Below are 26,017 nucleotides of genomic sequence, written 5' to 3'. Positions count from 1 at the left end.
GGTCGCCCGGGCATGCCGACTCGGAGCATCGCCACCCGCTTCGGACACCGGCACCGAGCCGACAAACAAGCCCCAATCATGAACTGACGGAACGGAATCGACCGGACTGCGCACGTAGAACCTGGGCAGTACAAAGGCGGTAAGAACCGGCTCGACCGATACCGCAGGGGTCCGAGAAATCGGACTTCTACGACGATTCATCTCGCGATGCCATCGGCACCGTTACACAATCTGTGTCTGCTTGCTGTCACGGACCCCCGGAGCGGGGTACGGTGTGCCGCACCGACCCGTTTCGCTCGTGAAGGAGCTTTCTGTTGTTCTCTGTTTCCCTGCCCCGTACGGTTTCTTCCAACTCCTCCTCCGCGCGAACGTTCAGTCGGTTCGGTAGTCGAATCGCCCGCACCGCAGCTATTTTCGCCATCGGATCGGGCCTGACGGCGGCCGCCTTCGCCGGCACCGCCACCGCGTCGGCGGCACCGGTCACATGCGTGTCGCCGCCCTCGGCCAACGACATCCAGGTGAGTGGCACAGCGAGCTGCGGAGCCACCTCGAACGGACCCGGAACCGCCACCGCCGGTGCCGCTGACAGCGGAACTGCCGTCAGTGTCAACGACGGGCCGGGCGCAACCAACACCTACGCCAACGGTTACGGTGTTGCGCTCGGAGCAAGCAAGAACGCGGGCACGGCATACGCGCTCGCACTCGGCGGCGGAATCGCGCACTCGTGGGCAGATGCCGGCCAGACGACCCTCGCGGTCGCAGGATGGGGATCCGGTGCCACATCCGAGGCACGCGGCGTCGACTGCGTCGGGCCGCTGTCGTTGGCACTGAACCTCACGAGCGGTCAGTTCTGCGTTCTCGGTAGCTGATTCTTCATCCGATCGAGTGGAGCCGACTACCCCGACACGGACCCGTCGAGGTAGTCGGCTCCACCTACGTAGACAGTCCGGCCGGACTTCTCGATGGGTCCGATTGCAGCCTCAGTCACAGCCGACGCGAACTCCGCAATGGTCGGGAGCGCACCCTGCGCGGTTCGCGCAGCGACTGAGTCCGGATTACGGCGTTCGAGCAGGGTGACCACGATCGTGCCCTCGATCATGTCCCCGGACACCACGACCAATTCGATTCCCCGAGAATCCAATTCAGGAATCATCCCACGCAGTGCATCCTCCCCCGCCCGTTTGCTCGCAGCAACGGGTTCGTATTCGACGGGGACCGGTTTCTTGCCGTGAAAATGCGCCTGGTGGCTGGTGAGGAAGACGATCCGCGAGCCCGGCTCCATACGGGCGATACTCGCGCGAGCCAGCGCCACCTGCGCGTCGCGATTGATACTCATCGCGTAGTCGGGTTCTGCACCGAACTCCAGGCCACCCGAGGCATTGAGAACCAAAACGTCGATTGCGCCGAACTCGGCAACGACAACGTGCAACATGGCGTCGATCGCGTCAGCGTCGGTGACGTCGGCACCCACAGGAAGTGCTGTGCCGCGGCACGCTGCCAACTCGACCACATCGCACCGTTCGACCACGCCAACCCCCTAGGCGGCGGCTGGACCACCGTCAACAACCTCCAATGCCTCTGCGAATACCACCACAGCCTCAAAACCGCAGGCTACTGGACCGCAGCCATGCTCCCAGGCGGCGCCATCCTATGGACCTCCACCTCGAAGACAACCCGAATCACCCTGCCCGCCAACGGAACCACAGTACCCATCATCGGCAACGACCTCCGGCCACACATCCCCACCCAACCCAAACGATCCGGCATCATCGCCTACCCCGACCCACCCGACAACCCGACCCCCGAACCAGAACCGACCAACGAAGAAGACGAGGAGCCGCCATTCTGAGTATCGGTGCGCTCTGCGGTGCCTACTCATGGCGGCCTCGCGAATTCTGGTCGCTGCCGACCGGCATACTCGATCCATGAGGTATTCACGTGCGCACACCCGCCCGAGGGCGCTGTCGTTGCACGGACGGATTCGAGTGTTGACGATGAGCCTGGCCGCGCTCGCCGTTGCGGTCAGCGCTCTGGCGATCTACCTCGTCGCAGAGCAGTCGCTTCGCTCGCAGATCATCGACCGTGTCGGCCGAAACAGCGATGCGCTGATCGCCAGCGCAGCGTCGGGAGTGCCGGCCGATCTGTTCGGGTTCGGGATCGAAGACACAGAAGGAACCGCGGTCAAAGTTGCGTTGATGACCACCGATGGCACCTTGGTGTCCTCGTCTAACGGCACCTACCCTTTCACCAACTCCGATGGTGGGCTCGACGATCCGGAAAAGGCGGTTACCGAGGGCCGCACCGATCGGTCACTGCGGGAGGTTCGCGGCTACTACATTTCCGCCGAGCGCACCGATTCCGGTGAGACGATCATGGTGGCCGAAGCCCTGAGCGGTACGTCACCACTGCTCGGAAAACTCACGCTTGCCCTGATCCTCGTCGGGGCGTTCCTCGTGGCCCTCGCTGGTGTGGCCGGCGCAGCCGTCGCTCGCACCGGACTTCGTCCGGTCAGACGGTTGCGCGCCGGAACGGAACGAGTGGCCAGGACGGGTGCCTTCGAGCCCATCGACGTCAACGGAGACGACGAACTGGCCTCTCTCGCCAACAGTTTCAACGAGATGCTGGCTGCGCTCTCGCGGTCGCGGGCACGACAGGGACAGTTGATAGTCGACGCCGGTGCCGAACTGATGGAACCGTTGACCGCTCTGCGCACCAACATCGATCTGTTGATGTCCCTCGACGGCCCGAATGCCCCGGTCATGCCCGACGAGCAACAGGACCGACTGCGCGTGGAGGTCATCGAACAGATGGACGTCATCATCGGACTGGTGCACGACTTGGTCGACCATGCCAGAGAGCCCGCACCTACCCAGCAGTGAGAACCCAGCAGTGACGGTTAGCTGTCGCCGCCGAGCCGCTCGCTATTGTCGAACGATGAATGCCCCTTTGACGATCGTGACCGGCGGCAGCCGCGGAATCGGAGCCGCAGTATCTCGGCGTCTCGTGGCCGATGGGCACGACGTCGTGATCGCCTACCGCTCGGATTCTGCGACCGCCGACGCAGTGGTGAACGAATTGTCGAGCGCCGACCGAACGGTCGTCGCGATACGTGCCGACACCACCGACGAGCGGTCGGTGATCGATCTGTTCGCTGCGGCTGCCGAGATCGGCACTGTCACCGGATTGGTGAACAACGCCGGATCGGCGCGTGCAGTAGGGACCCTGGCGAACAACGACATCGAGACGATCAGGGCAGACTTGGACGTCAACCTGCTCGGCGTCATGACCTGCTGCAAGTACGCCATACACGCGATGGCCGACCACGGCGGTGCCATCGTCAACATCTCCTCCGCGGCAGCCACCATCGGAAGTCCCGGCATGTACGTGCACTACGCCGCGGCCAAGGCAGCCGTCGACACCTTGACGGTCGGTCTGTCCAAAGAGCTTGCCGCGCAGAACATTCGTGTCAACGCCGTCGCGCCGGGGGTCATCGAGACCGAGTTTCACAAAGACCGTGAGCGACCACGGAAGATGGCGCCGAGCATCCCCCTCGGCCGCCCCGGAGTGCCCGACGAGATCGCCGGCGCGGTGTCGTGGCTGTTGTCCGAGGATTCGCGCTACGCCACCGGAACGGTCGTCAGAGTCGCAGGCGGAATGTGACGGACACTCGGCATGCCGATCAGCGAGGCGGAAGTCGATGCAGCTCGACGTCTGTCAGCTCGCCGCCATCGGCAACGGCGGTGAGGTAGGTACAGAACGGCTGCCGACGCCGGTCCGTCGGAGATCCGGGGTTGAGCAGCCGTAGACCGTTGTCGGCCGTCGTATCCCACGGAATGTGACTGTGTCCGAACACGAGGACGTCGGTATCGGGGTATGCGGTCGCCATCCGGCGCTCGCGTCCTGTCGCGGCTCCGGTCTCGTGGACGACGGTGAAGCGCACGCCGCCGAGTACCACGTCGGCACGTTCGGGCATGACCGCACGCAGCTCGTCGCCGTCGTTGTTTCCCCAGCAGGCGACCAGCGAACGAGATCGTTGCGAGAGTGCCTCGAACGTCGCGAGATTCACCCAATCGCCGGCATGGATCACCACATCGGCGTCGTCGACGGCGGCCCACACCTGATCGGGCAGCACTTTCGCTCGGGTGGGCAAGTGAGTGTCCGCAATGATCAGTAGCTTCACGCCTCGATTCTGCACCGGCGTCCTGCTCGATGACGCGCGGGCAGGCCGAGTTCATCAGCGAAAGTCTCTGGATCGGGACGCAACTCGCAGATCCATCAATTGCAGATGGTCTGCCACCACGGTCACCGCTCCCTCGGCATTCTGCACTTTGCCGCGAATGAGCAACGCCGGAGCGGTGATTGCGAGTTTGCGGTACTTCGCCCACAACCCCACCGAGCACACGACGTTGACCATGCCGGTTTCGTCTTCGAGGTTGATGAACGTGACGCCTCCCGCGGTCGCCGGACGTTGACGATGCGTCACTGCACCGCCGACGAGAACCCGGTCGCCATCGGGGATCTTCAGCAGCCGATTCGCGGGCACCACGCCGAGGGAATCCAGCCGATCCCGGAAGAACTGAGTGGGGTAGGAATTGGGTGACACTCCCGTGGCCCAGACATCGGCCGACGCCAGATCGAGGTCCGTCATACCCGGCAGCGCAGGCGCTTTCGTCGATGCGCCGACGCCGGGGAGCAGACCGGGCCGCTCCCCCGCGGCCGCTCCGGCAGCCCACAACGCCTCTCGACGAGTGATGCCGAAACACCCCAGAGCGCCGGCCGTGGCCAGTGCTTCCGCTTGCGCCACCGACAGTTCGACGCGTCCCGTCAGATCCAGAAACGAGGTGTACGGCCCGTGTGCATCTCGCGCGTCGACGATCTTCTGGGCAAGTGTCGTCCCGATGAACTTCACGTCCGCCAAACCCATGCGGATCTCGAGACCGTCTGCCTCGAGATTTGCATGACCGAGACTGGCGTTGACGTCGGCACCGTGCACGATCACGCCGTGCCGTCGGGCATCGGCCACCAGAGACTGAGGTGAGTAGAAGCCCATCGGCTGAGCACGAAGGAGACCAGCACAGAACGCCGCCGGATGGTGCAGCTTGAACCACGACGAGTAGAAGACCAACGAGGCGAAGCTCTGCGAATGGCTCTCGGGAAAGCCGAAGTTGGCGAACGCCGAGAGCTTTTCGTAGATTCGATCCGCGGCTGCACCGGTGATGCCGTGCAGATCACGCATTCCGTCGTAGAACCGTCCACGAAGCAATTCCATCTTCTCCGGAGACCGTTTCGATCCCATGGCTCGACGCAGCTGATCGGCATCGGCGGCGCTGAAGCCCGCGACGTCGATGGCCATCTGCATCAGCTGTTCCTGGAACAGCGGCACGCCGAGAGTTCGATCGAGAGCTTTCTTCAGCGACGGATGATCGAAGGTGACCGGTTCGAGTCCGTTGCGCCGCTTGACGTACGGGTGCACCGAGCCACCTTGGATGGGACCGGGACGAATCAAGGCGACCTCGACGACGAGATCGTAGAAATTACGCGGCTTGAGCCGCGGAAGAGTGGCCATCTGGGCCCGCGACTCGACCTGGAACACACCGACCGAATCGGCCCGTTGCAGCATCTCGTACACCGCATGTTCGGACAGGTCGATCGAGGCGAGGTCGATCTCGATGCCCTTGTGCTCGGCGACCAGGTCGATCATGTAGTGCAGAGCCGAGAGCATCCCGAGCCCGAGCATGTCGAACTTGACCAAACCCACTGCGGCACAATCGTCTTTGTCCCATTGCAGCACACTGCGATTCTCCATCGTCGCCCATTCCACCGGGCACACGTCGGCGATCGGTCGGTCGCAGATCACCATTCCTCCCGAATGGATGCCGAGGTGACGCGGAAAGCCCTCGATCTGACGCGCGAGGTCGAGAACGGAATCGGGGATCCCGTCGCCGTCCTGTTCGCCGATTCCGGACCACCGGGTGATCTGCTTGCTCCACGCGTCCTGTTGCCCCTGGGAGAACCCGAGAGCGCGGGCCATGTCTCGTACCGAGGACTTCCCGCGATAGGTGATGACGTTGGCGACCTGAGCGGCATGGGTACGGCCGTACTTGGCGTACACGTGCTGAATGGCCTCTTCCCGCCGATCCGACTCGATGTCGATGTCGATGTCGGGTGGTCCGTCGCGTTCGGGTGCGAGAAACCGCTCGAACAGCAACTTGTTGGCAACCGGATCGACATTCGTGATTCCGATGGCGTAGCAGACGGCCGAGTTCGCCGCCGAACCTCGCCCCTGGCACAGAATGTCGTGGGTCTTGCAGAAATGAACGATGTCGTGCACCACCAGGAAGTAGCCCGGAAATTCGAGCCGCTCGATGATGTCGAGCTCGTACTCCAACTGCGAATATGCAGCCGGGTTCGCCGACTGCGGGCCGTACCGCCGGGCAGCACCCTCGAACGTGAGCCGCCGCAGGTAACTGATCTCGGTGTAACCGTCGGGCACCTCGAACGGTGGGAGACGAGGCGCAATCAGTTTCAGATCGAACGTGCATTCTCGACCCAGTTCGACGGCACCGCGCACTGCACCGGGATAGTGCTCGAACAACTCCGCCATCTCCGCCCCCGACCGCAGATGTGCACCACCCGTCGGTGCCAGCCACCCTGCCGCCTCGTCCAGACTGCTCCGGGCACGTACCGCAGCCATCGCCATGGCCAACCTTCGGCTACGTGGACTGGCGTAGTGCGCCGCCGTGGTGGCGATCATCGGCAGACCGTACCGGCGAGCCAGCGCCGCGAGAGCGTCGTTGCGCTCGTCGTCGTCGGCAGTACCGTGCCTGGTGAGCTCGACGGTGACGCGCTCGGCCCCGAACCGATCGACCAGATCACGCAGCGCGAGATCGGCCGCCTCCGGCCCACCCCGCGAGAGTGCTTGGCGAACATGCCCTTTGCGACAACCGGTCAGGATCTGCCAGTGCCCTCCCGCCGATTCGGTGAGTTCGTCCACGTCGTACCGCGGCTCACCCTTGACTCCGCCGGCCAGATGCGCGGCCGCGATCCGACGCGACAGCCGCCGATACCCTTCCTGTCCACGAGCGAGCACCAGAAGATGCGTACCGTCGGGATCGGTCGCTCCGGCCCTGGACCGGTGGGTGTCGAGTGACAGCTCGGCACCGAACACTGTTCCGATGCCGAGGGCTCGTGCTGCCTCGGCGAAACGTACGACGCCGTAGAAGCCGTCGTGGTCGGTGATCGCAATGGATTCGAGTCCCAGACGCACCGCTTCCTCGACCATTTCCTCCGGCTGCGATGCTCCGTCGAGAAAGCTGAACGCAGAATGCGCATGCAGTTCTGCGTACGGTGTGGACGGCCCCACCGAATCGGGCCGGCGACCCTGGTAGGCGTCGCGTTTGCGCGACCACGCCGGGCTGTCGCCCCCATCGCCTTCGACGACCGGCTTGGGGCGCCCGGAGAGGACTCGCTCCATTTCCGACCAGGTGGGCGGCCCGTCGTTCCATCCCATCGAGACCACCTCCTTCACACCGTCACACACATCGTCGAACACTTGTTCTAATGAGAACACGAGGGTCCGACACGATCAACTACAGTCGAATCGCTACTCACCCCTTCCACAGAGCCGGAGCACAGTTGTGACGCGTTGGGCATCGTTCGTCGTATCGCACAAGCGATGGGTGCTCGCCGTCGTCGTCGCGGTCGTAGCCGTCGGCGGCGTGCTGGGACTGGGCGTCTTCTCGAAACTGAGCGAGGGCGGATACGCCGACGCAGGCAGCGAATCGTCACAGGTCGCGCGGCTGGTCCAGGGCATCGGCCAACCGACCCCCGACATCGTCGCGATCTACACCGCACCCGACGGACGAACGATCGACGACATCGGACCACAGGTGCAGTCGACACTCGACGAATTCCGCAGCCGCTACACCCTCGGAAACGTGAACTCCTACTGGACCGCAGACCCGGTGACCAAGGAATTCCTGGTCTCGAAAGACCGAACCAAAGCACTGGTGACGATCTCCCTCGGTGCGAAATCGGGAGTTACGTTCAACACGTTCGGTGAGCTACCTCCACAACTCGTCGTCCCCGGCATCGAGTCGCAATTCGCCGGCGCATCGGTCGTGGGAGTCTCGCTCAGCCAAACCCTCGAGCGAGACCTCGTGCGCTCGGAGATCATCGCCGTCCCCATCACACTTCTGCTTCTCGTCTTCATCTTCGGTGGCGTGATCGCCGCAGCGGTACCGGTATTCGTCGGGATTCTCAGTGTGCTCAGCTCGCTGGCAATCCTGCGGGTGCTCACCGAATTCACCGAGGTGAGCTCGTTCTCGATCAACGTCGCGTCGCTGCTCGGCCTCGGCTTGGCCATTGATTACGGACTGTTCATCGTCAGTCGATTCCGCGAGGAACTCCGCACTGGGTCGTCGTCGATGGAGGCGACCGTACGTACCGTGTCCACTGCAGGGCGCACCGTCGTCTTCTCCGGACTGCTCCTGATCTGCGCGTTCGCGGGCATGCTGGTCTTCCCGCAGGCGGTGATCCGATCCCTCGGTTTCGGTGCCATGGCCGCGGTGGCCAGCGCCGCCCTGCTGTCCCTGACCGCGGTGCCCGCCCTGCTCGCCCTTCTCGGCACTCGCATCAACTCCTGGACCTGGTCGCGTACCGCCTCGGACCGCAGCGACGCACGCGCACACAAGTTCTGGGGTGGTGTCGTCACCCGAGTGATGAAGAATCCAGGAATCGTCGCCGCCGTCATCGTCGCCGGCTTGTTGATTGTCGCCACCCCGATTCTGAAGGTCTCCCTGGGGGAGGTCGACTACACCGCACTACCGAAGAACGACCCGGCACGGGCAGCCTTCGAAACCCTCGCCACCGACTTCGAGTCCACCGGCGACGGTGCCACCGTGGTGCTGCGGGGTCTCGACGGCGTCAAGCCTCAGGGCCCGCCCGTTGCGGAACTGACCGCAGCGATGAACACCACCCCCGGCGTGGCCCGAGCCGAATTCCTCGGATCCAAGGACGATTTGGTGGCATTCCAGGCGTCCTACAGCGAACCCAGCGACGGAACGACCGAGGCTCGGTCCCAATCGAATGCGGTGACTGCCCTCCGAGCGATCACTCCACCGGACGGCACCGAAATCCTCGTCGGCGGCGGACGCGCGAACGTCGACGACGGTAATGCCGCGATAGCGAAATGGCTGCCGGTGATGATCGCGATCATGGTGATCTCGACGTTGGTCCTGCTGTTCCTGGCCTTCGGCTCGATAGTGCTGCCGATCAAAGCAGTTCTCATGGCCGGGCTGAGCCTGGCAGCGACCTTCGGAGCACTGACCTGGGTGTTCCAGGAAGGTCACGGTGCAAGCTTGCTGGGAGTGACGCCCGGTCCGCTCGAGTCGACCTTCGTCGTACTCATTCTCGCAGTCATCTTCGGCCTGTCGACCGACTACGAAGTGTTCTTGATGTCTCGGATGGTGGAAGCGCGCTCGGCAGGTGCTTCCACCGAGGAGGCCGTCATTTTCGGAGCCCAACGCACCGGACGCATCGTCACTGCCGCGGCCCTGATCCTGATCGTCGTCACCGGAGCGTTCACGATCTCGGGCCTGTCGATCATGAAGTTCCTCGGCTTCGGCGTGATTCTGGCGCTGATCATCGACGCCACCATCATCCGCATGCTGCTGGTGCCCTCCTTGGTCAAGCTCATGGGCGAAGCCAACTGGTGGGCCCCGGCGTGGATGAAGAAGGTGCACGAGAAGGCCGGTATGGGGCACTAGCCGTCAAACTTACCGAGGAGTAAGGTCGCCTCGCATGGCGAGCTACATCGTGACCGGCGGTACCGGGTTTCTGGGCAAGAACGTGCTGCCCCGACTTCTCGGACGTGATGCGGACGCCCTCGTCCATGTACTCGTTCGACCGCAATCGGTCGCTCGACTCGAGAAGCTGGCCGACGATCTGGACGGCGGCGACAGAATCCGCCCACTGATCGGCGATCTCGTCGAACCCGGGCTCGGTCTGAAAGACGTTCCGGCCGACGTCGATCACATTCTGCATCTCGGTGCCGTCTACGACCTCACGGCGGGAGACGAGCAAACCCCGACCAATGTCGCCGGAACAGCGTCGGTGGTCGAACTGGCAAAAAGGACCGGCGCTCGTCTGCACCACATCTCGTCGATCGCAGTGGCAGGTGACTACCGAGGGACGTTCTCCGAGAACGATTTCGACAAGGGGCAGAACTTTCCGACGGCGTATCACCGCACCAAGTTCGAGTCCGAGAAACTGGTTCGCGGCAGCTCCGCAGACTGGCGGGTGTACCGCCCCGCTGCCGTGGTCGGACACTCCGAGACCGGCGCGACAGACAAGATCGATGGCCCGTACTACTTCTTTCCACTGTTCGCCGAGCTGGCGAAACTGCCTCCGTTCCTGCCGATCACGGTACCCAAGATCGGACACACCAACCTGGTTCCGGTCGACTACGTCGCGGACGCCATCGTGGAACTGGTTCACCGAGACACCGCGTCCGGCAGCGTTTTTCACCTGGTGAATCCGGAGCCTCAGTCGATGGCCGAGGTGTACTCCGCATTCTCTTCGGCTGCCGGATCCCGCGCCAGAATCGTCGACATCCCAGGGAAGCTGGTTGCCCCCGTGGTGTCACCCACATCCGCAGCGGTTCGGAAACAACGCAACGCTGCGCTTCGCGATCTGGGCGTGCCGCCGGTGATGCTCGATCATCTAACTCTGCCGACCGTCTTCGAGTCCGCAACGACACAGAAAGCATTGCAGGGCAGCTCCATCGCACCGCCGCCGCTGCGGACGTACGCCGACCGCCTGTGGCAATACTGGATGGAGAATCTCGACCCCAAACGCAACCGCCGAGACGATCCACGCGGTCCGCTGTTCGGACGCCACATCGTCATCACCGGCGGGTCCTCCGGTATCGGCAGAGCCAGTGCGGAGGCCGCAGCGCGAAAAGGAGCGGTGGTCATCGTGCTCGCGCGCGGCCAAGATCAGTTGGACGAGGTCGTCGAGCAGATTCGCGCCGACGGCCATGTCGCTCATGGGTATTCGTGCGATGTCACCGACAGCGAGTCGGTCGAACGAACAGTGAAAGCAATACTGCACGACCACGGGCATGTGGACATGCTCGTCAACAGCGCGGGCCGATCCATTCGCCGCGCGCTCTACCGTTCCACCGACCGACTGCACGATTACGAACGCACCATGGCCGTCAACTACTTCGGAGCGATTCGTGTGGTGTTGGCGCTACTGCCGCACATGCGCGAACGCAGCTTCGGGCATGTGGTCAACATCTCCAGCGCTGCAGTGCTGGGGCACCCTCCTCGGTTCTCGGCGTACGTGGCGAGCAAGGCAGCACTCGACGGTTTCACCGATGTTGCTGCAGCAGAGACGCTCTCGGACGGAATCACCTACACGACCATTCACATGCCGCTGGTGGACACCCCGATGATCACCCCGACGGGCGACAAGAACGTCGGCACTGTCTTCTCACCGGAGAAGGCGGCCGCGATCGTCATCCGCGCGCTGAGCGACAAGCCGAAGCGAATCGACACCCCACTGGGAACACTCGGACAGTTCGGGGCCATCTTCAGCCCCAAGGGCAAAGATCGCACGATGCATCAGCACTACCGAAAATTCGCCGAGTCGGCCGCCGCCAAGGGCGAAACGCCGGTACCCGTCGAAGACGGGAAAGCGCCCTATCGGGTTCGGCCGTACGACCCGTCGACCCCCAGCGCGCGTATAGGCAAGGTCGTCCGCCGCATCGGCAGGTTGGTACCCGGCACCAGTTGGTGACGTGCACGTCAGGGGGCCACGGCAGTCCACAGGGTCCAGCGATCGCGTTCGATCAACTCACCTTCGGCCAGGCGAGCCCTCAGATGCTCGACCAACTCCGTAAGTTCGACGTCGGAGAGTTCGTGCAGGATCGAGCGGCCTGTTCTGCCCGCGATTTCGTCGAGGTATTCGTCACGGCCGGAGTAGCGGCGACGGGTTTCCCAGAATTGCTGCGTAGCGACATCGACGAATCCAGCTCGGGACAACGCGTCACGGACATCGTCGACGCCATGCCGTCGTCGAAGTTCGATGTCCATCAGCCGTGGAAAGGCGTCGAAAAAATAGCCGCGCGGGTTGGTTGCAGAGCCGGACAGCCCGGCGTCCTCGGCCGTGCGGTCCTGGATGATCACCGTCCCACCCGGTCGTAGAAGCCGAGCAGACTCGAGCGCCAGTGTGTAGGCGTCGGGCAGATGGTGAACGAGGGCGCGAGCGAACACGATGTCGGCTTGTCCGTTGGGCAAGCCGGTGTGCTCGGCACCAGCGCAGACGAATTCGATGTCTTCGGGCGACGAGCGTCGGGCCGATTCGAGGATCGGCGGACTCGAATCGATCGCCGTCACACTCGCCCCCATAGAACGCCATGCCCGCGCATAGGTTCCGCCGCCGCACCCGAGATCGACCACGTGCGCTCCGACCGGATCGACGATACGGACGACGGCGTCGCTCCAAGAGGAGTCGGCCTCACGGTTCGAGTAGGTGTTGTTGTTGCGCGGATCACGAAAGTCGATAGGCATGTGAACGAGTACAGCGAGCCACACCGAGGGCGTCCACCATTTAGTGTGGGGCTACATGTTGGCTCTGCATCTTCGGGCCGCCGACTTGGCGGACACGTCACTGACCGTCTCGCCTCTGTTCGAGACGGTCCTGAGCCTGCGCACATGGACCGCTCCGAACCGGCACCCGCTGCACGAGCCCTGGCGACGACGCGTCCGATCGGCATGGCAGCAGTGTGACACCGAGATGCTGACGGCGCTGGTCTCTCCCGATGGGAGAATCCCGGATTTCCTCGCACCCCGACCGCCCACTCAGTCGCCGGCTTTCGACGACGAGATCGCTGTTGTCGGGGCAACACCGGCAACGGAGATGCGACGCGATATCGCGGCCGCCTTCTCCGCTGACATTCCTGCGGTCCTCGTCGGTCCGGCCCGAGAGGTGCGCACCCGTGCAGTCCATGCGCTCTCGCACTACTGGGCAACGTGCCTCGAACCCGACTGGTCCAGGATCCGAGCAGTATTGGATGGCGATCTGGACTACCGCGCGCAACAGCTTTCGCACTTCGGGGCACGAAAGATGTTCGAGCATCTCGATTCTCGTGTCCGATGGGACGATGGCGTGCTGTGGGTCGACAGGCTAGAGGACCAGGTGTGGGTCGACGTCGACGGACGTGGACTTCCTCTCATTCCGTCGGTGTTCGTGCACGGCGCGATCACGCAGACGAGCCCGACGCGAGCTCCCTCCCTGGTGTATCCGGCCCGCGGGCGAGGCGCAGTGTGGGACATGGGGCGGACAGCTCCGAACCGGGCGCTGACCAATCTTCTCGGCACCCAACGTGCAACGATTCTCACGCTGCTCGATGCGCCCACCACCACCGGGGAACTCGCTGCGGCACTGGCCGTCTCACCCAGCGCAGCGAGCCAGCATCTTCGCGTTCTGCGCGAAGCAGCGGTGGTGCGACGCGTCAGACAGGGACGATCGGTGTTGTACGTACGCACTTCGCTGGGGGACGAGCTGCTCGGGCGGAGTCGATAGACCGCCCACCGTCACGCTGTCAGTCGGTGATTCACCGCGCTGACATCGCATCACTCGATCATGGAGTGGGCGGTCCGGGTGATGTTCCGTTACGGGTCCACGTCTGCGAAGCTGTCACGCGTGATCGCCGAGAAGCTGCCGTTGTTCGTGACCGATCGTGCGGCCGCTGCTGTTCTGGCGGCAGCATTCACCGGTTTCGTGTGGTCGGAATACAAGATGGGAATGCGGAAGCCGCGTGCCGGCTCTTCGAATCGAGACAATGGTTCCGGTCGCGCCGTCGGCCGCGGCCTGGTGCTCTCGTATGGCGGAGGCCTTCTCCTGAGCGTGATCTCGCCTGCCACTGTATGCACCCGCCACCGACGGGCGGTGTTCCTGACAGGGTTGGCCACCGCAACCCTCGGGCAGACACTTCGGGTCTCGGCAGCTCGCACACTCGGAGAGTCCTTCACCTTCGTGGTCCACACACACCCTGAGCAACTCGTGGTTCGGACGGGCCCGTATCGGTTCATTCGCCACCCGTCGTATACCGGCGCACTGATCTGTGCGCTCGGTTTCTGTATTGCGTACGGGAACTGGCTTTCTCCCGCCATGGTGGCATTTCTGGCCGGAGGATACGTACGCAGAATCCCATCGGAGGAGAAGGCCATGCTCGAGGGATTGGGAGACGCGTACGCCGACTACATGGCACGCTCGAAACGATTGGTGCCCTTCGTTTTCTAGCCTGGTTTTTCCTCAGCGCAACAGAGCTCTTGCCCACACTCGCAGAAATCCCTGACTCAGGTATGTCAATGAGCCGATGGCCAGTATCCATTTGACGGTGCTGACCACGGTGGTGGCCCGTACGACGGTGTCGGAGATCTGTTCTCGGTTGTCCACCAGTATCAGCCCGACGATGTTTTCGATGTAGTCACCGGCAGCGGAGGCCACGGGAGCGACGACCAATGCCGTCGTTACTGCAGGGCTCAGCGGAGTCTTCGCAGCCAAGCTCCTCGCACCCGCACGCAGTGCGATGGCATAGATGGCAGGGTGGACGAAGTCGGGCAGATAATGACTGCGGAAGCGGGCGATCTCCGTCTCGTCCATGCTCGCCAGAATCTGCCGGTACCGCTGTTCGGACCAGGCCGTCTGCACGGCAAGCACTTTCGGTGCCGCGGGCCCGAGCAACCGGGCGATATTGGCCTGGGAGACGACGAACAACGCCGACCATCCCAGTAGCTTCCGATCCAGCACAGTCAGCGACATGAGAGCAGATTACTGCGTCAGAAATGGACGAACTACCGCTTCGAAGGCTGAGTAGCCATCGCGGTGGATGCTGTGTCCGGTCCTGAATGCCTCCACTCGACAGTTCGGAATGCTCGCTACCATCGCGTCGAGCCGAACCGGATCGACCATGCCGCCCGGACCTCCACGAAGTACCAACGTCGGAGCAGTGATGTCGGCCAACGACTCCCACCACCGCGGGTTCGGCCGACGGAACTGCTCGAGAGCAGTGGCGGTCATCGATCGATCGAACGCGAGTACTGCACGGGGATGCAGAACAACGCTGGTCGCCGCATGCCAGAGTTCGGTGACCGACGGCATCCGCCCGGTCAGGGTCGGCGGGGCGTCCCCCGGCCTGATCGGTATCGGAAGTTCTTCGAGAACCAGGCGTCGGACGAGAGACGGGCGACGCTGCGCCACGAGCGAGACCGCGTATCCACCGAGTGAATGCCCGACGAGATCGACTTCGGTGAGCCCGAGGTGATCGATCAGGGCGAGAAGATCACCGCCGAACATGTCGAACTCGTACGTGGGCGTATGGGCACTCTTGCCGTGCCCTCGGAGGTCGACGGTGATCACCCGGCGACCGTGCGCGGTCAGAGCCCGAGCGAAGCGATCCCAGGTTCCGCTGTCTCCGCCCATGCCGTGCACCAGCATCACTGGCACCGCGCTCGTGTGTTCCAGCGGCGCGAACGAGCGATACGCGATGTCGACGCCATCGAGGTCGACCGTCTCGGACATCATCTGCATTTCCCCGACGGTAGCGGTTCCTACTCGTAGATTCCTTCCACCCGCCACAGACCGTCGTCGAACACCAGCAGCAACGCTCTCTCGTCGTCGAGCACCACCTGTGCCCGCGCCGTCGGCCCCGTCGATCCTTGCCCGCTGTCCCACCACCGTTCGTCGACGGGCCACGGCCCGGCCAGGCCCGTCAACTCCCATTCCTTGGTCCCCCACCGCAATCTCTTGGGCGGCGCATCGAACACACCGCGGTCGGTGACGCCGATTCCCGAACCCGCTCGATTCATCAGCGTCACTGCCGGGCGTGTCTCGATCACCGCCGCCGGTGCCGGCTCGGGTAGTCGGCCCGGCCACGGGGCCGATGGATCGGACAGCGGCACCAGCTCGTCTCCCAGGGGACGCAACGTGATCCGCTCTGCCGGCCCGCGTCCACCGCTGAGAACACCCCCGAGCACCGATTCGCCGCCGAGCAGACCCTGAACGCGTACCAACGCCCGACGCGCCCTGTCGTCCTCGTCACCGACACTGCCCCACAAACCCAGCTGCAACTCCCCTGCTGCCACCACTTCGATCGGCTCGAGGCGCAGGACGGTGATCGCCGACGTCGGCTTGTTCTCGCTGCGTCCGGTGATCCAGCCGTCGAGTTGCCACCGCACGCGATCGGCCGTGCCCTCCGGCGTCAACGGCTCGGCGCACCGCCAGATTCGCGACAGATTCTCACCGTTGCCGGTACTGGCGTGCACCAGCAACCGAGTGCACGCAACAGCAGCCGCGGCAAGCTTGGTGTGCAGCTGCTCGGCCAATGCGCGCCCGGCGAACGCGGCTGCATCCACCCGGTCGATCGGCGGATCGCACAGATACTCCACATCCAGGTCGGGAGGCAGAGCACGCGCAGACGGCGGCCTTTCGGGCTCACCGCGGGCACTGCGATGCGCCAGCACGGCATCGGTACCGAATCGCGATGCCACATCCGACGGAGACAGGGCAGCGAAGTCCCCGATTCTGCGTAAACCCAAGCGGTGCAACAGATCCACGAGTTCACCACGATCGGCTGCGGCCATACTGGGTTCCGCCGAGAGTTCGGCAATCGGTAACGGCGAAAGAAACCCGGCACCACCACCGCGCGGCACCACCTGTGCGTACCGTGCGGCGACGACTGCGGTGGACAACTCGTCGGCAATCCCGATCTGACATTCGACACCGGCAGCCGACGCTTCGTCGATCAACCGCTCCGCGGCGCGATGCTCGGTACCGAAGTACCGTCCGACACCACGCGCTGCAAGAACCAACAGGCCCGGCCGAAGCACTTCGACGCCGGGGGCGATGGCCGCGACAGCCGAGACCACGGGCTCGAACAGGCGTGCATCACGATCGGTATCGGCAACGGCCACATGCACGTCGGGGCACCGCGCCTGCGCCTCCCGGCGACGTAGGCCACGCTTGATGCCCGACGCCCGTGCCGTGGCCGAGCAGGCGACGACTCGGTTGGCCGACGTGACGACCACCGGGTGCGTCGCCGGTAGATCGGCCTGAGCTGCTGCGGCGACGGCAGGCCAGTCGGGACACCACAGCGCTAGAACACGGTTGGACTGGCCGGTACTCATGTCGAGACCGCGATCGACAACGGATTCGACTCCTGCTGTTCGGCATGCCATTCGATGCGGCCGTTCTCCGCACGCAAGTCGAATCGAACCGTACGAGGACGCATCGCTTTGCCCCGCGCGCACACCGACAATCGAACCCCACGCAGCCGGCCACGCCCCAGCTCACGGCCTGTGCCGAGGCCGTCGTAACCGTGCACCGACGCGTCGAGTCGTAGCTCGGCTCCGTCCCAGTGCCCGTCGGTCACCACCAACGTCGACCCTTTGCTGCGGGCGCGCGCCACTACTGCCCTGGCCCGAGTCGGTGGTACCGACAGGCCGCCGAGACCGAGGACGACGAGATCGACGCCGTCGAGCAGGATCGCCGCCACTTCCACCGGGTCGGGGCCGGGATCGGGAATCAGAGCCAACTTGCTCAGTTGCGCGCCCATCTCCACCGCAGCCAGCAGCCCGAAGCGGGGCTGACCTATGACGGCGACATGGCCACCGGCACCGGTCACCGCGGCCACCAACCCGATCAACAACGAACCGGCACCGGACACCGAGGCCACCGTTCCGCGCACCAGACCACCGTGCGGAAGAACCTCCATCAGCGCCGACGGCACTGGAAGAACAGGCCGCCTACGGGTCGGTATCGACACCTGCTCCGAGCCGTTGACGACGTCGGAATCGGGGTCGGAATCGGGGTCGGTAGGGCGGGGACGAACGGAAGCAGAACTCTCGATGCGCACCGAGGCCGTTTCACCGCGAGACGGTACGGCAGCCATCCGACTGCGTAGCAGCGCCACCCGCTCGGGAAGCGACAACCCGTCGAGCGCATCCGGCGGTACGGAAGCCTGTGCTGCAGCCTCGGAAACAGACATGTCACTCCCCTTCACTGCATGAAAAATCGAGCCGAAACACCGGTGTTCGACGGACGCGGGAAGTGACGTATTCGAACACAATTTCGATCTGCACCCAGTAAAGCCGTTCGGACGGCAACTCGTCAAGGCGATGCCGTAGCCCCTGGTAGAGGCGGTAGTACCGCTGCTGCGGGCACACCGCGGCATCGTCCACTAACCTGTGGACGTGACCGATCAGCAGCGTGTTCGACGGGGAGTCGGGCCCGACTACCTCCTCGCCGGCAGATACCGTCTCGCCGGCAAACTCGGCGGTGGCGGCATGGGCGCGGTCTGGCTCGCCACCGACACCCTTCTGCACCGGCAGGTGGCCGTCAAACAGGTCACCTCCACCACCCGATTGACCCCGGAACAGGCAGTGGACGTGCGCAACCGGGCCATGCGCGAAGGACGGATCGCGGCCCGCCTGTCGAGCCCACACGCCATCGCGATGCACGACGTCGCTCTCGTCGACGGCGAGCCGTGGTTGATCATGGAATACCTGTCCTCACGCAGCCTCGCGCAGGCGCTCGGCGTCACCGACTCACTACCACCGTTCGAAGTCGCTCAGATCGGTGCGCAGATCGCCGACGCCCTGACCGAAGCACACGACGCCGGAATCGTGCATCGCGACATCAAGCCGGGCAACATTCTGATCGCCGACCGCGGCAAGGATCTGGGCATCGTCAAGATCAGCGATTTCGGCATCTCTCGAGCCAAGGGTGACGTGGAGGAAGCCGACGACAGCGTCATCACCGGCACCCCCGCATACTTCGCCCCCGAGGTCGCCCGCGGCCAGGACCCCACTGCGGCCAGCGATGTGTTCTCCCTCGGTGCCACGTTGTACACCGCAATGGAAGGTGCGCCGCCCTTCGGCATCGATCACGATTCGATTGCGCTCCTGCACCGAGTTGCCAAGGGGCAGATCATCTCTCCCACTCGCAGCGGAGACCTCACCGGCCCACTACTGCACATGCTCGAGCCCGATCCAGCTCGACGCCCCACCATGGCGCAGGCCCGTGACGAGATCATTCTTGCCGCAATAAGCAAGCGCGGCACTATCTCTCAGTTGCGCGGAGTACCTCTGACCTCAGCGGACGGCGTCGTCCCCGCCTGGGCGAGACGGTCGACTCCCGTCTCGGAATCTCGTCGACCGTCCCGAGAATTCGGACGCACCATCGCCGGTCTGCCCGCCGTGCAACCGGGAGAAAGCCGAACGGATCCGACTCCCTCCTCGTACTCACCGCCGCCGTTCGACCTGCCGAAGAAGAGAAAGAACCCGGTCCAGGACGCACTCATGCGCATCGAGGACGTCATCGGCGACCGGACGTCCAGCCCGGCAACGGCCGTCCTCGGCGGACTCGTCGTGGTCGTGATTCTTCTGATCCTGGCCGTCGTCCTGTTGCTGTAACAACTCCCGCACACTCCGTCCGTTCAGCCGAGAACCGGCATCACCAACGTCGTCAGAGCGCCGTCGACCGCGGAACGCACCAGCATCGGTTGATCCGGTGCAGCGATATCGAGCATCAGATCCGGTCCGACGGCCGATGCAACGGCGGCCTGCAGAACGGCCGCATCGAAGAACACAACGCTCTGTGAACCGGTCACCCGTGCAGGAACCGGAACACCATCGACCGAGAAACCGTCGGGCCCGGCCTCGATACGCAGGGTACTGCCGTCGACGGGAACGAAATCTCGTTGCAGCACAACCCTCGTCACGGTCGGAGCCAGACCGTCCATCATCGTGCGCCAGTCGGGGAATTCACCGTCGACCGTGTTCACCGGCACCCGAGAACCGTCGGAGTCGATCACCATCGACTCCTCGGTTCGCGTCAGCACGAGGGTGCCCGACGCGGGGACGGCCTCGAGAGATCCGACGGCTACGATTCGCGACCACGGTAATCCGGGCGAGCACTGCGCGACGAGACTGCGCGTGGACAATCGATACCGATCCGTCGCGGTGAGGGTGACACTGCTTCCGTCCACCTCGATCAGTACGCCCTGCAGTACCGGAAATTCTTCGCTCGTCCCGGCCGCCGACGAGACCTGCGCCATCGCCGAGGCCAAATCCTCGGCTGATACCGTTGCCGTGCAGTCTTTCTGGTCGAACAGTCGGCGAATCGACACTGCTGCCTCGGCTGCCGCCCGCGCCTGTGCAGCCAGAGCTTCGACGTGTCGATCCACGATTTCGATGGCGGCAGTTCCATCGCCGTCGAGGGCAGCGGCAACCTTGTCGAGTGGCAGCCCGATCTCGCGCAGCTGGCGAATGATGTTCGCCCGCTGCGATTGTGCGCGGGTGTAGTAGCGATAACCCGATTGTGCATCGATGGACGCCGGGGCCAGCAAGCCGCAATCGTCGTAGAACCGCAGCGCGCTGGGGGTCAGCCCGCTCTCGCGCGCGAACACACCGATGGTCAGGAATTCTTCGTCCGAATCAGTCATGCCGAAATCCTGAAGCTTCCCGTCGGTCGAAGGTCAAGCCCAACGCAGACGGCCTAATCGATTCGACGCTTGTGCGCCCACCGCGTCAGTGCATTCCTGTTCGATTGCTGGGTCTTCCGAAGAACATTGGACGCGTGCGTTTCGACGGTTTTGACCGAGATGAACAGATCCTCGGCGATCTCCCGATACGTGTAGCCGCGCGCCAGCAACCTCAGCACTTCGAGTTCACGGGGCGTCAACGAATCCAATTCCGGATCCAACGGCGGCTCGGGCGCTGCGCTGCGGCCGGTGAACGAGTCGAGGACGAAGCCGGCAAGACGCGGGCTGAACACCGCGTCTCCCCCGGCTACGCGTCGGACGGAATCGGCCAGTTCCGAGCCGGAGATGGTCTTGGTGACATACCCCCTCGCGCCGGCCCGGATGACGGCGATGACGTCCTCCGCTGCGTCGGACACGCTGAGCGCCAAGCACACCGGGCCCTCGGCGATTCGGTTGAGCACGGCCACGCCACCACCGTCGGGCATGTGCACGTCCAGCAGCACCACGTCGGGCTTGGTGGAATCGATCCCCGACACCGCCTCGGCGACTCCGCCTGCTTCCCCGACGACGTCGATGTCCACCTCACGGCCCAGTTCGGCGCGTACTCCCGAGCGAAACACCGCGTGGTCGTCGACCAGAAAAACGCGGAAAGGGTCGGTCACGTCGGCTGCTCCTGATGGTTGGATTCGGATTCGGTGGTCACTGCCCCGCCGTTGCGTGGCATGAAGATTCGTACTTCGGTTCCCTTACCGACTGTGGACCGCACCTGTACGGAACCGCCGCGGCGTTCGATTCGTCCACGGATGGACTTGGCCAGTCCCTGTCGGTCCTCGGGCACCGCAGACTCGTCGAAACCCGTACCGCGGTCGCGGACGAACACACTGACCTGCTCGGGTTCGGTTTCGGCGAACAGATCGATGTTGGTCTCACCGGAATGCTTGGCCGCGTTGACCAGAGCTTCACGAGTGGCCCCCAGCAGCGCGGTGAAGCTCTCGCGCGACAGCCCCGATTCGACGTCGTCCGGCAACAGATGCACGTCCCCGACCGTGATGGGACGGACCGTCACGCCGTGTTGATCCTCGACCTCGCCGGAGATGGTCTTGAGCGCATCGGCCAAGCTCGAATTGTCTGTGTCGCCGCCGTCGAACAACCACTTGCGCAGTTCTCGCTCCTGCCCACGCGCCAGCCGCATGACCTCCTGCGGCCGATCCGCCTGCTTCTGAATGAGCGCCAGCGTCTGCAGCACCGAATCGTGCAGATGCGACGCAATCTCTTCACGCTCGTCGTTTCGGATACGCGCCGATCGCTCGGCCCCGAGCGCACGCCAGGTCCGCAACCAGATCGGCACCGTCAACAGACCGACTCCGACGAGGGTGACCACCACCGCCAACAGGGACGACCGAAGCGACGCGAGATCGACGCGGGCCAACACCACCACGGCCAGGCCCAGGACGATCAACGTCGCGCCGCCGACGACACGAGCCCAGCTGAGCACGGTCGGTTGCTTGGGCAGCCCCAGCGCCGTCCGCGGCCCCTCGGCATCGAATTCTCGCCACACCAGGGCAGCACCGACGACGACCACGACGACCGGCACGACAACCGATGCCGCAGTACCACTGAGCAACCAGGCCAGCCCGACGGCGAGTCCGAGGCCGATGGCGGCCAGTCCCAATGCTCGTTGCCGCTCGGTAGCGCTCGGGCGTGCCGTGTCGTCACCGACCGGGGTGAACATCCAAATCAGGCCGTACGCAACGATCCCTGCACCGGCTGACGCCGCGAGCAACGCGAACGCCACCCGGATCTTGAACACGTCGACACCCAGATGATCGGCGAGTCCGCCCGCGACGCCGCCGACGATACGACCGCCGCCGCGGCGCCGATACGGTGCGGGGGCCGAACGTTCCAACGCTGCACGAGAAGCCGAACCCGACGCAACGACAGGGTGCGGCGGGAGCGGACGGGTCGACGGCGCAGCACCGGGCGCGGCGGACGCGCCGACGGCGGCGTCAACGGCTGGATTGTCGACAGGGTGCACGCCCACGATCCTGGCACGGCCGAGGGCGGTACCGCATCAGGGTTCGCCCTGATCTTTCGCCCTTGCAACAGACCCGGGTGCAAGTCCGGGGTACGAGATCAGGGGAATCCCTGATGTGCTCCGAGGTTGGAGCCGACACGATGGTCATCATGAACAACGTGACCGTCTCGGATCAGCTACAGCAGATGTGGCGCACCCGTCCGCACCGCTTGCCGCAACGCGGACACGTGGCGGGTGTAGCAGCCGGTATCGGCTACCGATACGACGTCGACCCCGTACTGATCCGGGTCGCATTCGTCGTGTCCACCCTCTTCGGCGGCACCGGAATCGTGCTGTACCTGGCGGCGTGGCTGGTCCTCAGCCGCGCCGGCGACTCCGCCTCGGGGGTCGAATCCATGGTGGGCCGCGGGCACAGCTCCGATTCGACGACCAAGACCGTCGTCGTGGCGGTCGCGTTGGTGATCGCACTGTCGACACTCGGTCCGGCCGGTGTGGGACTCGGCGGATCCGGCGTGATCTCTCTCGCGGCGATGCTCGGCGGACTGTGGTTGCTTCACCAGCGCTGCCCCGAGCCGCCGCCGTACCTGCGAACAGCGGAATTCACCCGGCAGCAGTACGCACCGATGCCCTTCGGCTCGTCCACCACCTCCGCGGAGCAGTGGTCCGCCGCGCAATACCGGCCGCCGCAGTTCCAGTACGAGCAGTACACCCCGTACACGACGCTGCCCAAGAGCTACGAGCCGACACCGCAGCCGGTATCGGAATCCGGTAGTGCACCGACCGTCGACCTCACCAAGAGCACACGTGCCGAAAGTATTTCTGCCACTGCCGTTCCGACCACACCCCAGGCCGTGACACCTCCGTCGTGGGACCCGTTGGGAGTGGCACCGTTTGCGTGGGACCTCCCCGAACCGGCCGGCACCTTCCCACCGGCAGCGATCGAACGTAAGCGTCGATCGCGTTGGACGGCAAGCTTTCTCGGCCTAGCATTGCTCGGCGCTGCCGTCACCACCGGACTCGGAGCTCTGACAGGTTCCGACTGGATCACTCCGGGCCGCGTCGGTGCCGTCGCGTTGTCGATCATCGCAGTGGGTCTGATCCTGGGTGCATTTCTCCGAAAGGGCTACGGCCTGTTGGTCGTCGGCGCGCCGCTGGCCGGGTTTGTCATCCTGGCATCGGTTGTCGGGCCGGTGAATCTGGACGACAGTGTGTCGGGCGCGCAACGGGTTGCCCCGACCACCGCCGCCGCACTTGCCCCCGCCTATGACGTCGGCTTCGGTGAACTGGACCTCGACCTCACCGGCCTGACGCTCACCGAGAACAAGACGGTGACGATCGATGTGACGTTCGGCAGTGCTGTGGTGACCGTACCGAGCACGATGAGCATCGAGACGAAATGCAACGCCGAATTCGGTTCGGCCGAGTGCGGTGATCCCGGCGTCCGCGCCGGAAAGGACGCACGACCCGACGCGCCGGTCTTGACGATCGAAGGCGATGCGACATTCGGAGAACTGAAAGTGGTGCAGCAATGAGCGACAACGGGATTCACACCGAATACGGCCACGGAGACAGTTCTTCGGACACCGCGGCACAGAGTTCGAGCAGGCAGGGCCCGTCGGCTCCGTTGTTCCTCGCCGGACTCGCCGCGCTGATCGTGGCGATCGCCGCGCTGATCGGCCAGGACGCCGTCACCGCCCTGGCCGAGGTTCAGTTCCGCTGGGTGTTCGTCATCGCTGCGGTAGTGGTGGGTGCGGCCTTACTGCTGGGTCCCAGCAGAAAGCACTGAACCCGCTACTCCCACTCGATGGTGCCCGGCGGCTTGCTCGTGACGTCGAGTACGACTCGGTTGACCTCCGGAACCTCGTTGGTCACCCGAGTCGAAATCGTTTCCAGCACGTCGTACGGCAACCGGGTCCAGTCCGCGGTCATCGCATCCTCGCTCGACACCGGACGCAACACGATGGGGTGTCCGTAGGTCCGACCGTCACCCTGCACGCCGACGCTGCGCACGTCGGCCAACAGCACCACCGGGCACTGCCAGATCTGCTGATCCAGGCCTGCGACCGTAAGCTCTTCTCGAACAATGGAATCCGCGTGACGCAACGTGGCCAGTCGGTCTGCGGTGATCTCTCCGACGATGCGAATGGCCAGTCCCGGTCCCGGGAACGGCTGTCTGCCGACGATGTCCTCGGGCAGGCCCAGCTCGCGTCCGACGGCGCGCACCTCGTCCTTGAACAGCGCACGCAACGGCTCGACCAACGCGAACTGCAGGTCGTCGGGCAGACCGCCGACGTTGTGATGGCTCTTGATGTTCGCGGTACCCGAACCGCCACCGGACTCCACGACGTCCGGGTACAGGGTGCCCTGCACCAGGAACTCGACAGAATCACCGTGCTCGGCGTTCTCCCCCAGCACTTCGGCAACGGCACCCTCGAAACTGCGAATGAACTCGCGGCCGATGATCTTGCGCTTCTCCTCGGGGTCCGACACGCCTTCGAGCGCCCCGAGGAAGGTGTCGACGGCATCGACGGTGACGAGCTTGGCACCGGTCGCGGCTACGAAGTCCTGCTGCACCTGCTCGCGTTCGCCTGCGCGTAGCAAGCCGTGGTCGACGAAGACACAGGTGAGCCGATCACCGATCGCACGCTGCACCAAGGCCGCGGCCACCGCGGAATCGACACCACCGGACAGGCCGCAGATCGCCTTGCCCGTCGGACCGACCTGTTCCTGGACGGCGTCGACCAGCGCGTCGGCAATGTTGGCGGCGGTCCAGTCCGGCTTGATTCCGGCGGTCTCGTGCAGGAATCGGCTCAGGACCTGCTGTCCGTGTGGCGAGTGGAGTACCTCGGGGTGGTACTGCACACCCGCCATCCGCTTCTCTTCGTTCTCGAAGGCAGCAACCGGAGCCCCGGCACTGGTCGCGGTGACGGTGAAGCCGTCGGGAGCAGCGGTGACCGCGTCACCGTGACTCATCCAGACCGGCTGGGTGGAAGGCAGACCGTCGTGCAGGCGGCCGCCGTCGACGCTGAGCTGAGTACGCCCGTACTCACGCGTTCCGGTGTGCTCGACGGTTCCGCCGAGCGCCTGCGCCATGGCCTGGAAGCCGTAGCAGATACCGAATACCGGGACGCCCAGTTCGAGCAGAGCGGAGTCGAGTTCGGGTGCGCCCTCGGCGTAGACGCTGGACGGCCCACCGGACAGCACCAGAGCAACGGGATCCTTGGCGGCGATCTCCTCGGCGGTCGCGGTGTGCGAGATGACCTCGGAGTACACGCTGGCCTCGCGCACCCGGCGGGCGATCAGCTGTGCGTACTGGGCTCCGAAATCGACGACCAGAACCGGCCGTGCGTGTGCGGGATCGTGTGCAGAGGAGTCGGTCACCTGGTCAGTCTAGTGGGACGGCTTCGGTGTACTCGCAGCACCCGAATCGC

At 64.6% G+C, this 26,017-nt stretch carries 23 protein-coding genes; 11 read left to right on the top strand and 12 right to left on the bottom strand.

The features are described 5' to 3' along the window. The first annotated feature begins 314 nt into the window (after nucleotides 1-314). Complete coding sequence (locus tag ASH04_RS19245; RefSeq protein WP_196249569.1) at nucleotides 315-869, top strand: DUF6764 family protein; 555 nt, start codon at nucleotides 315-317, stop codon at nucleotides 867-869. A 26-nt stretch (nucleotides 870-895) separates the two neighbouring features. Here the strand turns inward: ASH04_RS19245 and ASH04_RS19240 are convergent, their stop codons facing one another. Further along, a complete protein-coding gene (locus ASH04_RS19240; protein ID WP_080733352.1) occupies nucleotides 896-1,528 on the bottom strand; it encodes an SDR family oxidoreductase in 633 nt (210 codons plus the stop codon). 99 nt (nucleotides 1,529-1,627) lie between these two features. Between ASH04_RS19240 and ASH04_RS26255 the strand changes: the two genes are divergently transcribed. The 3 genes from ASH04_RS26255 (at nucleotide 1,628) to ASH04_RS19225 (ending at nucleotide 3,660) form a co-directional block, all read left to right on the top strand. Further along, nucleotides 1,628-1,849, top strand: a complete 222-nt coding sequence (locus tag ASH04_RS26255; protein ID WP_032374657.1) for a hypothetical protein — start codon at nucleotides 1,628-1,630, stop codon at nucleotides 1,847-1,849. A gap of 76 nt (nucleotides 1,850-1,925) precedes the next feature. Beyond that, on the top strand, nucleotides 1,926-2,879 hold the full coding sequence (locus ASH04_RS19230; protein WP_032365671.1) for a methyl-accepting chemotaxis protein: 954 nt from the start codon (nucleotides 1,926-1,928) through the stop codon (nucleotides 2,877-2,879). A 55-nt stretch (nucleotides 2,880-2,934) separates the two neighbouring features. Beyond that, nucleotides 2,935-3,660, top strand: coding sequence for an SDR family NAD(P)-dependent oxidoreductase (locus tag ASH04_RS19225; RefSeq protein ID WP_032374658.1), 726 nt, complete (start codon nucleotides 2,935-2,937; stop codon nucleotides 3,658-3,660). A 19-nt stretch (nucleotides 3,661-3,679) separates the two neighbouring features. Here the strand turns inward: ASH04_RS19225 and ASH04_RS19220 are convergent, their stop codons facing one another. After that, the gene (locus ASH04_RS19220) at nucleotides 3,680-4,180 is read right to left on the bottom strand and encodes a metallophosphoesterase family protein (RefSeq protein ID WP_032374686.1); all 501 of its coding nucleotides are present in this window, start codon (nucleotides 4,178-4,180) and stop codon (nucleotides 3,680-3,682) included. 54 nt (nucleotides 4,181-4,234) lie between these two features. Then, nucleotides 4,235-7,510, bottom strand: coding sequence for an error-prone DNA polymerase (locus ASH04_RS19215; protein ID WP_032365675.1), 3,276 nt, complete (start codon nucleotides 7,508-7,510; stop codon nucleotides 4,235-4,237). Between the two features lie 127 nt (nucleotides 7,511-7,637). Here ASH04_RS19215 and ASH04_RS19210 point away from each other — a divergent pair, with 127 nt between their 5' ends. Together ASH04_RS19210 and ASH04_RS19205 are read left to right on the top strand one after the other, a co-directional pair. Beyond that, complete coding sequence (locus ASH04_RS19210) at nucleotides 7,638-9,767, top strand: MMPL family transporter (RefSeq protein WP_032365595.1); 2,130 nt, start codon at nucleotides 7,638-7,640, stop codon at nucleotides 9,765-9,767. A gap of 34 nt (nucleotides 9,768-9,801) precedes the next feature. After that, nucleotides 9,802-11,802: an SDR family oxidoreductase gene (locus tag ASH04_RS19205; protein WP_057474256.1), complete on the top strand. Its 2,001-nt coding sequence runs from the start codon at nucleotides 9,802-9,804 to the stop codon at nucleotides 11,800-11,802. Nucleotides 11,803-11,810: 8 nt separating this feature from the next. Here ASH04_RS19205 and ASH04_RS19200 read toward each other — a convergent pair whose 3' ends face one another. Further along, nucleotides 11,811-12,575: a class I SAM-dependent methyltransferase gene (locus ASH04_RS19200; protein WP_057474255.1), complete on the bottom strand. Its 765-nt coding sequence runs from the start codon at nucleotides 12,573-12,575 to the stop codon at nucleotides 11,811-11,813. Nucleotides 12,576-12,630: 55 nt separating this feature from the next. Between ASH04_RS19200 and ASH04_RS19195 the strand changes: the two genes are divergently transcribed. Both ASH04_RS19195 and ASH04_RS19190 read left to right on the top strand, forming a co-directional pair. Continuing rightward, nucleotides 12,631-13,590, top strand: coding sequence for an ArsR/SmtB family transcription factor (locus ASH04_RS19195; protein ID WP_032365676.1), 960 nt, complete (start codon nucleotides 12,631-12,633; stop codon nucleotides 13,588-13,590). A 120-nt stretch (nucleotides 13,591-13,710) separates the two neighbouring features. Further along, nucleotides 13,711-14,310, top strand: coding sequence for a methyltransferase family protein (locus ASH04_RS19190; protein WP_230591929.1), 600 nt, complete (start codon nucleotides 13,711-13,713; stop codon nucleotides 14,308-14,310). A 12-nt stretch (nucleotides 14,311-14,322) separates the two neighbouring features. Here ASH04_RS19190 and ASH04_RS19185 read toward each other — a convergent pair whose 3' ends face one another. Genes ASH04_RS19185 through ASH04_RS19170 form a run of 4 tightly spaced genes read right to left on the bottom strand, consistent with a single transcriptional unit; the run spans nucleotide 14,323 to nucleotide 18,055 of the window. Then, nucleotides 14,323-14,832, bottom strand: a complete 510-nt coding sequence (locus ASH04_RS19185; RefSeq protein WP_057474254.1) for a hypothetical protein — start codon at nucleotides 14,830-14,832, stop codon at nucleotides 14,323-14,325. Nucleotides 14,833-14,841: 9 nt separating this feature from the next. Then, nucleotides 14,842-15,600: an alpha/beta fold hydrolase gene (locus tag ASH04_RS19180; RefSeq protein ID WP_032365599.1), complete on the bottom strand. Its 759-nt coding sequence runs from the start codon at nucleotides 15,598-15,600 to the stop codon at nucleotides 14,842-14,844. 20 nt (nucleotides 15,601-15,620) lie between these two features. Then, complete coding sequence (locus ASH04_RS19175) at nucleotides 15,621-17,195, bottom strand: DNA polymerase Y family protein (protein WP_027496378.1); 1,575 nt, start codon at nucleotides 17,193-17,195, stop codon at nucleotides 15,621-15,623. Beyond that, nucleotides 17,192-18,055, bottom strand: coding sequence for a hypothetical protein (locus tag ASH04_RS19170; RefSeq protein WP_032400129.1), 864 nt, complete (start codon nucleotides 18,053-18,055; stop codon nucleotides 17,192-17,194). Before ASH04_RS19170 ends, ASH04_RS19175 begins: the two co-directional genes overlap by 4 nt. A gap of 205 nt (nucleotides 18,056-18,260) precedes the next feature. On the opposite strand from ASH04_RS19170, the gene ASH04_RS19160 reads away from it, so the two are divergent. Beyond that, complete coding sequence (locus ASH04_RS19160) at nucleotides 18,261-19,481, top strand: serine/threonine-protein kinase (RefSeq protein ID WP_200937342.1); 1,221 nt, start codon at nucleotides 18,261-18,263, stop codon at nucleotides 19,479-19,481. A gap of 23 nt (nucleotides 19,482-19,504) precedes the next feature. Here the strand turns inward: ASH04_RS19160 and ASH04_RS19155 are convergent, their stop codons facing one another. From ASH04_RS19155 to ASH04_RS19145, 3 genes are read right to left on the bottom strand one after another with little or no spacing between them, the layout of a single operon-like run. Next, nucleotides 19,505-20,512, bottom strand: a complete 1,008-nt coding sequence (locus ASH04_RS19155) for a DNA polymerase III subunit beta family protein (protein WP_032374665.1) — start codon at nucleotides 20,510-20,512, stop codon at nucleotides 19,505-19,507. A 53-nt stretch (nucleotides 20,513-20,565) separates the two neighbouring features. Then, nucleotides 20,566-21,213, bottom strand: coding sequence for a response regulator (locus ASH04_RS19150; protein WP_032365604.1), 648 nt, complete (start codon nucleotides 21,211-21,213; stop codon nucleotides 20,566-20,568). Next, nucleotides 21,210-22,457 (bottom strand): sensor histidine kinase, encoded by a 1,248-nt coding sequence (locus tag ASH04_RS19145; RefSeq protein WP_045842100.1) that lies wholly within the window; start codon nucleotides 22,455-22,457, stop codon nucleotides 21,210-21,212. The genes ASH04_RS19150 and ASH04_RS19145 overlap by 4 nt, the downstream gene beginning before the upstream one ends. Nucleotides 22,458-22,735: 278 nt before the next feature. Between ASH04_RS19145 and ASH04_RS19140 the strand changes: the two genes are divergently transcribed. Continuing rightward, nucleotides 22,736-24,118: a PspC domain-containing protein gene (locus tag ASH04_RS19140; RefSeq protein ID WP_057474306.1), complete on the top strand. Its 1,383-nt coding sequence runs from the start codon at nucleotides 22,736-22,738 to the stop codon at nucleotides 24,116-24,118. Further along, entirely contained in the window at nucleotides 24,115-24,372 is a 258-nt protein-coding gene (locus tag ASH04_RS19135; protein WP_027496370.1) for a hypothetical protein, read from the top strand. The genes ASH04_RS19140 and ASH04_RS19135 overlap by 4 nt, the downstream gene beginning before the upstream one ends. A 5-nt stretch (nucleotides 24,373-24,377) precedes the next feature. On the opposite strand, the gene guaA is transcribed toward ASH04_RS19135, so the two are convergent. Continuing rightward, the gene (guaA, locus tag ASH04_RS19130) at nucleotides 24,378-25,967 is read right to left on the bottom strand and encodes a glutamine-hydrolyzing GMP synthase (RefSeq protein ID WP_032365606.1); all 1,590 of its coding nucleotides are present in this window, start codon (nucleotides 25,965-25,967) and stop codon (nucleotides 24,378-24,380) included. Nucleotides 25,968-26,017 lie beyond the last annotated feature (50 nt).

This window comes from Rhodococcus sp. Leaf233, from assembly GCF_001426165.1.
Taxonomy (GTDB): domain Bacteria; phylum Actinomycetota; class Actinomycetes; order Mycobacteriales; family Mycobacteriaceae; genus Rhodococcoides; species Rhodococcoides fascians.
This window is presented reverse-complemented; position numbering and strand designations above follow the sequence as displayed.

Bases quoted from the DNA above. Each gene is read 5' to 3' on its own strand.
- ASH04_RS19205 (WP_057474256.1), top strand. From the start codon at position 9,802: ATGGCGAGCTACATCGTGACCGGCGGTACCGGGTTTCTGGGCAAGAAC.
- ASH04_RS19225 (WP_032374658.1), top strand. From the start codon at position 2,935: ATGAATGCCCCTTTGACGATCGTGACCGGCGGCAGCCGCGGAATCGGA.
- ASH04_RS19185 (WP_057474254.1), bottom strand. From the start codon at position 14,832: ATGTCGCTGACTGTGCTGGATCGGAAGCTACTGGGATGGTCGGCGTTG.
- ASH04_RS19135 (WP_027496370.1), top strand. From the start codon at position 24,115: ATGAGCGACAACGGGATTCACACCGAATACGGCCACGGAGACAGTTCT.
- ASH04_RS19155 (WP_032374665.1), bottom strand. From the start codon at position 20,512: ATGACTGATTCGGACGAAGAATTCCTGACCATCGGTGTGTTCGCGCGC.
- ASH04_RS19215 (WP_032365675.1), bottom strand. From the start codon at position 7,510: ATGGGATGGAACGACGGGCCGCCCACCTGGTCGGAAATGGAGCGAGTC.
- ASH04_RS19230 (WP_032365671.1), top strand. From the start codon at position 1,926: ATGAGGTATTCACGTGCGCACACCCGCCCGAGGGCGCTGTCGTTGCAC.
- ASH04_RS26255 (WP_032374657.1), top strand. From the start codon at position 1,628: ATGCTCCCAGGCGGCGCCATCCTATGGACCTCCACCTCGAAGACAACC.
- ASH04_RS19180 (WP_032365599.1), bottom strand. From the start codon at position 15,600: ATGCAGATGATGTCCGAGACGGTCGACCTCGATGGCGTCGACATCGCG.
- ASH04_RS19170 (WP_032400129.1), bottom strand. From the start codon at position 18,055: ATGTCTGTTTCCGAGGCTGCAGCACAGGCTTCCGTACCGCCGGATGCG.
- ASH04_RS19175 (WP_027496378.1), bottom strand. From the start codon at position 17,195: ATGAGTACCGGCCAGTCCAACCGTGTTCTAGCGCTGTGGTGTCCCGAC.
- ASH04_RS19195 (WP_032365676.1), top strand. From the start codon at position 12,631: ATGTTGGCTCTGCATCTTCGGGCCGCCGACTTGGCGGACACGTCACTG.
- ASH04_RS19200 (WP_057474255.1), bottom strand. From the start codon at position 12,575: ATGCCTATCGACTTTCGTGATCCGCGCAACAACAACACCTACTCGAAC.
- ASH04_RS19140 (WP_057474306.1), top strand. From the start codon at position 22,736: ATGAACAACGTGACCGTCTCGGATCAGCTACAGCAGATGTGGCGCACC.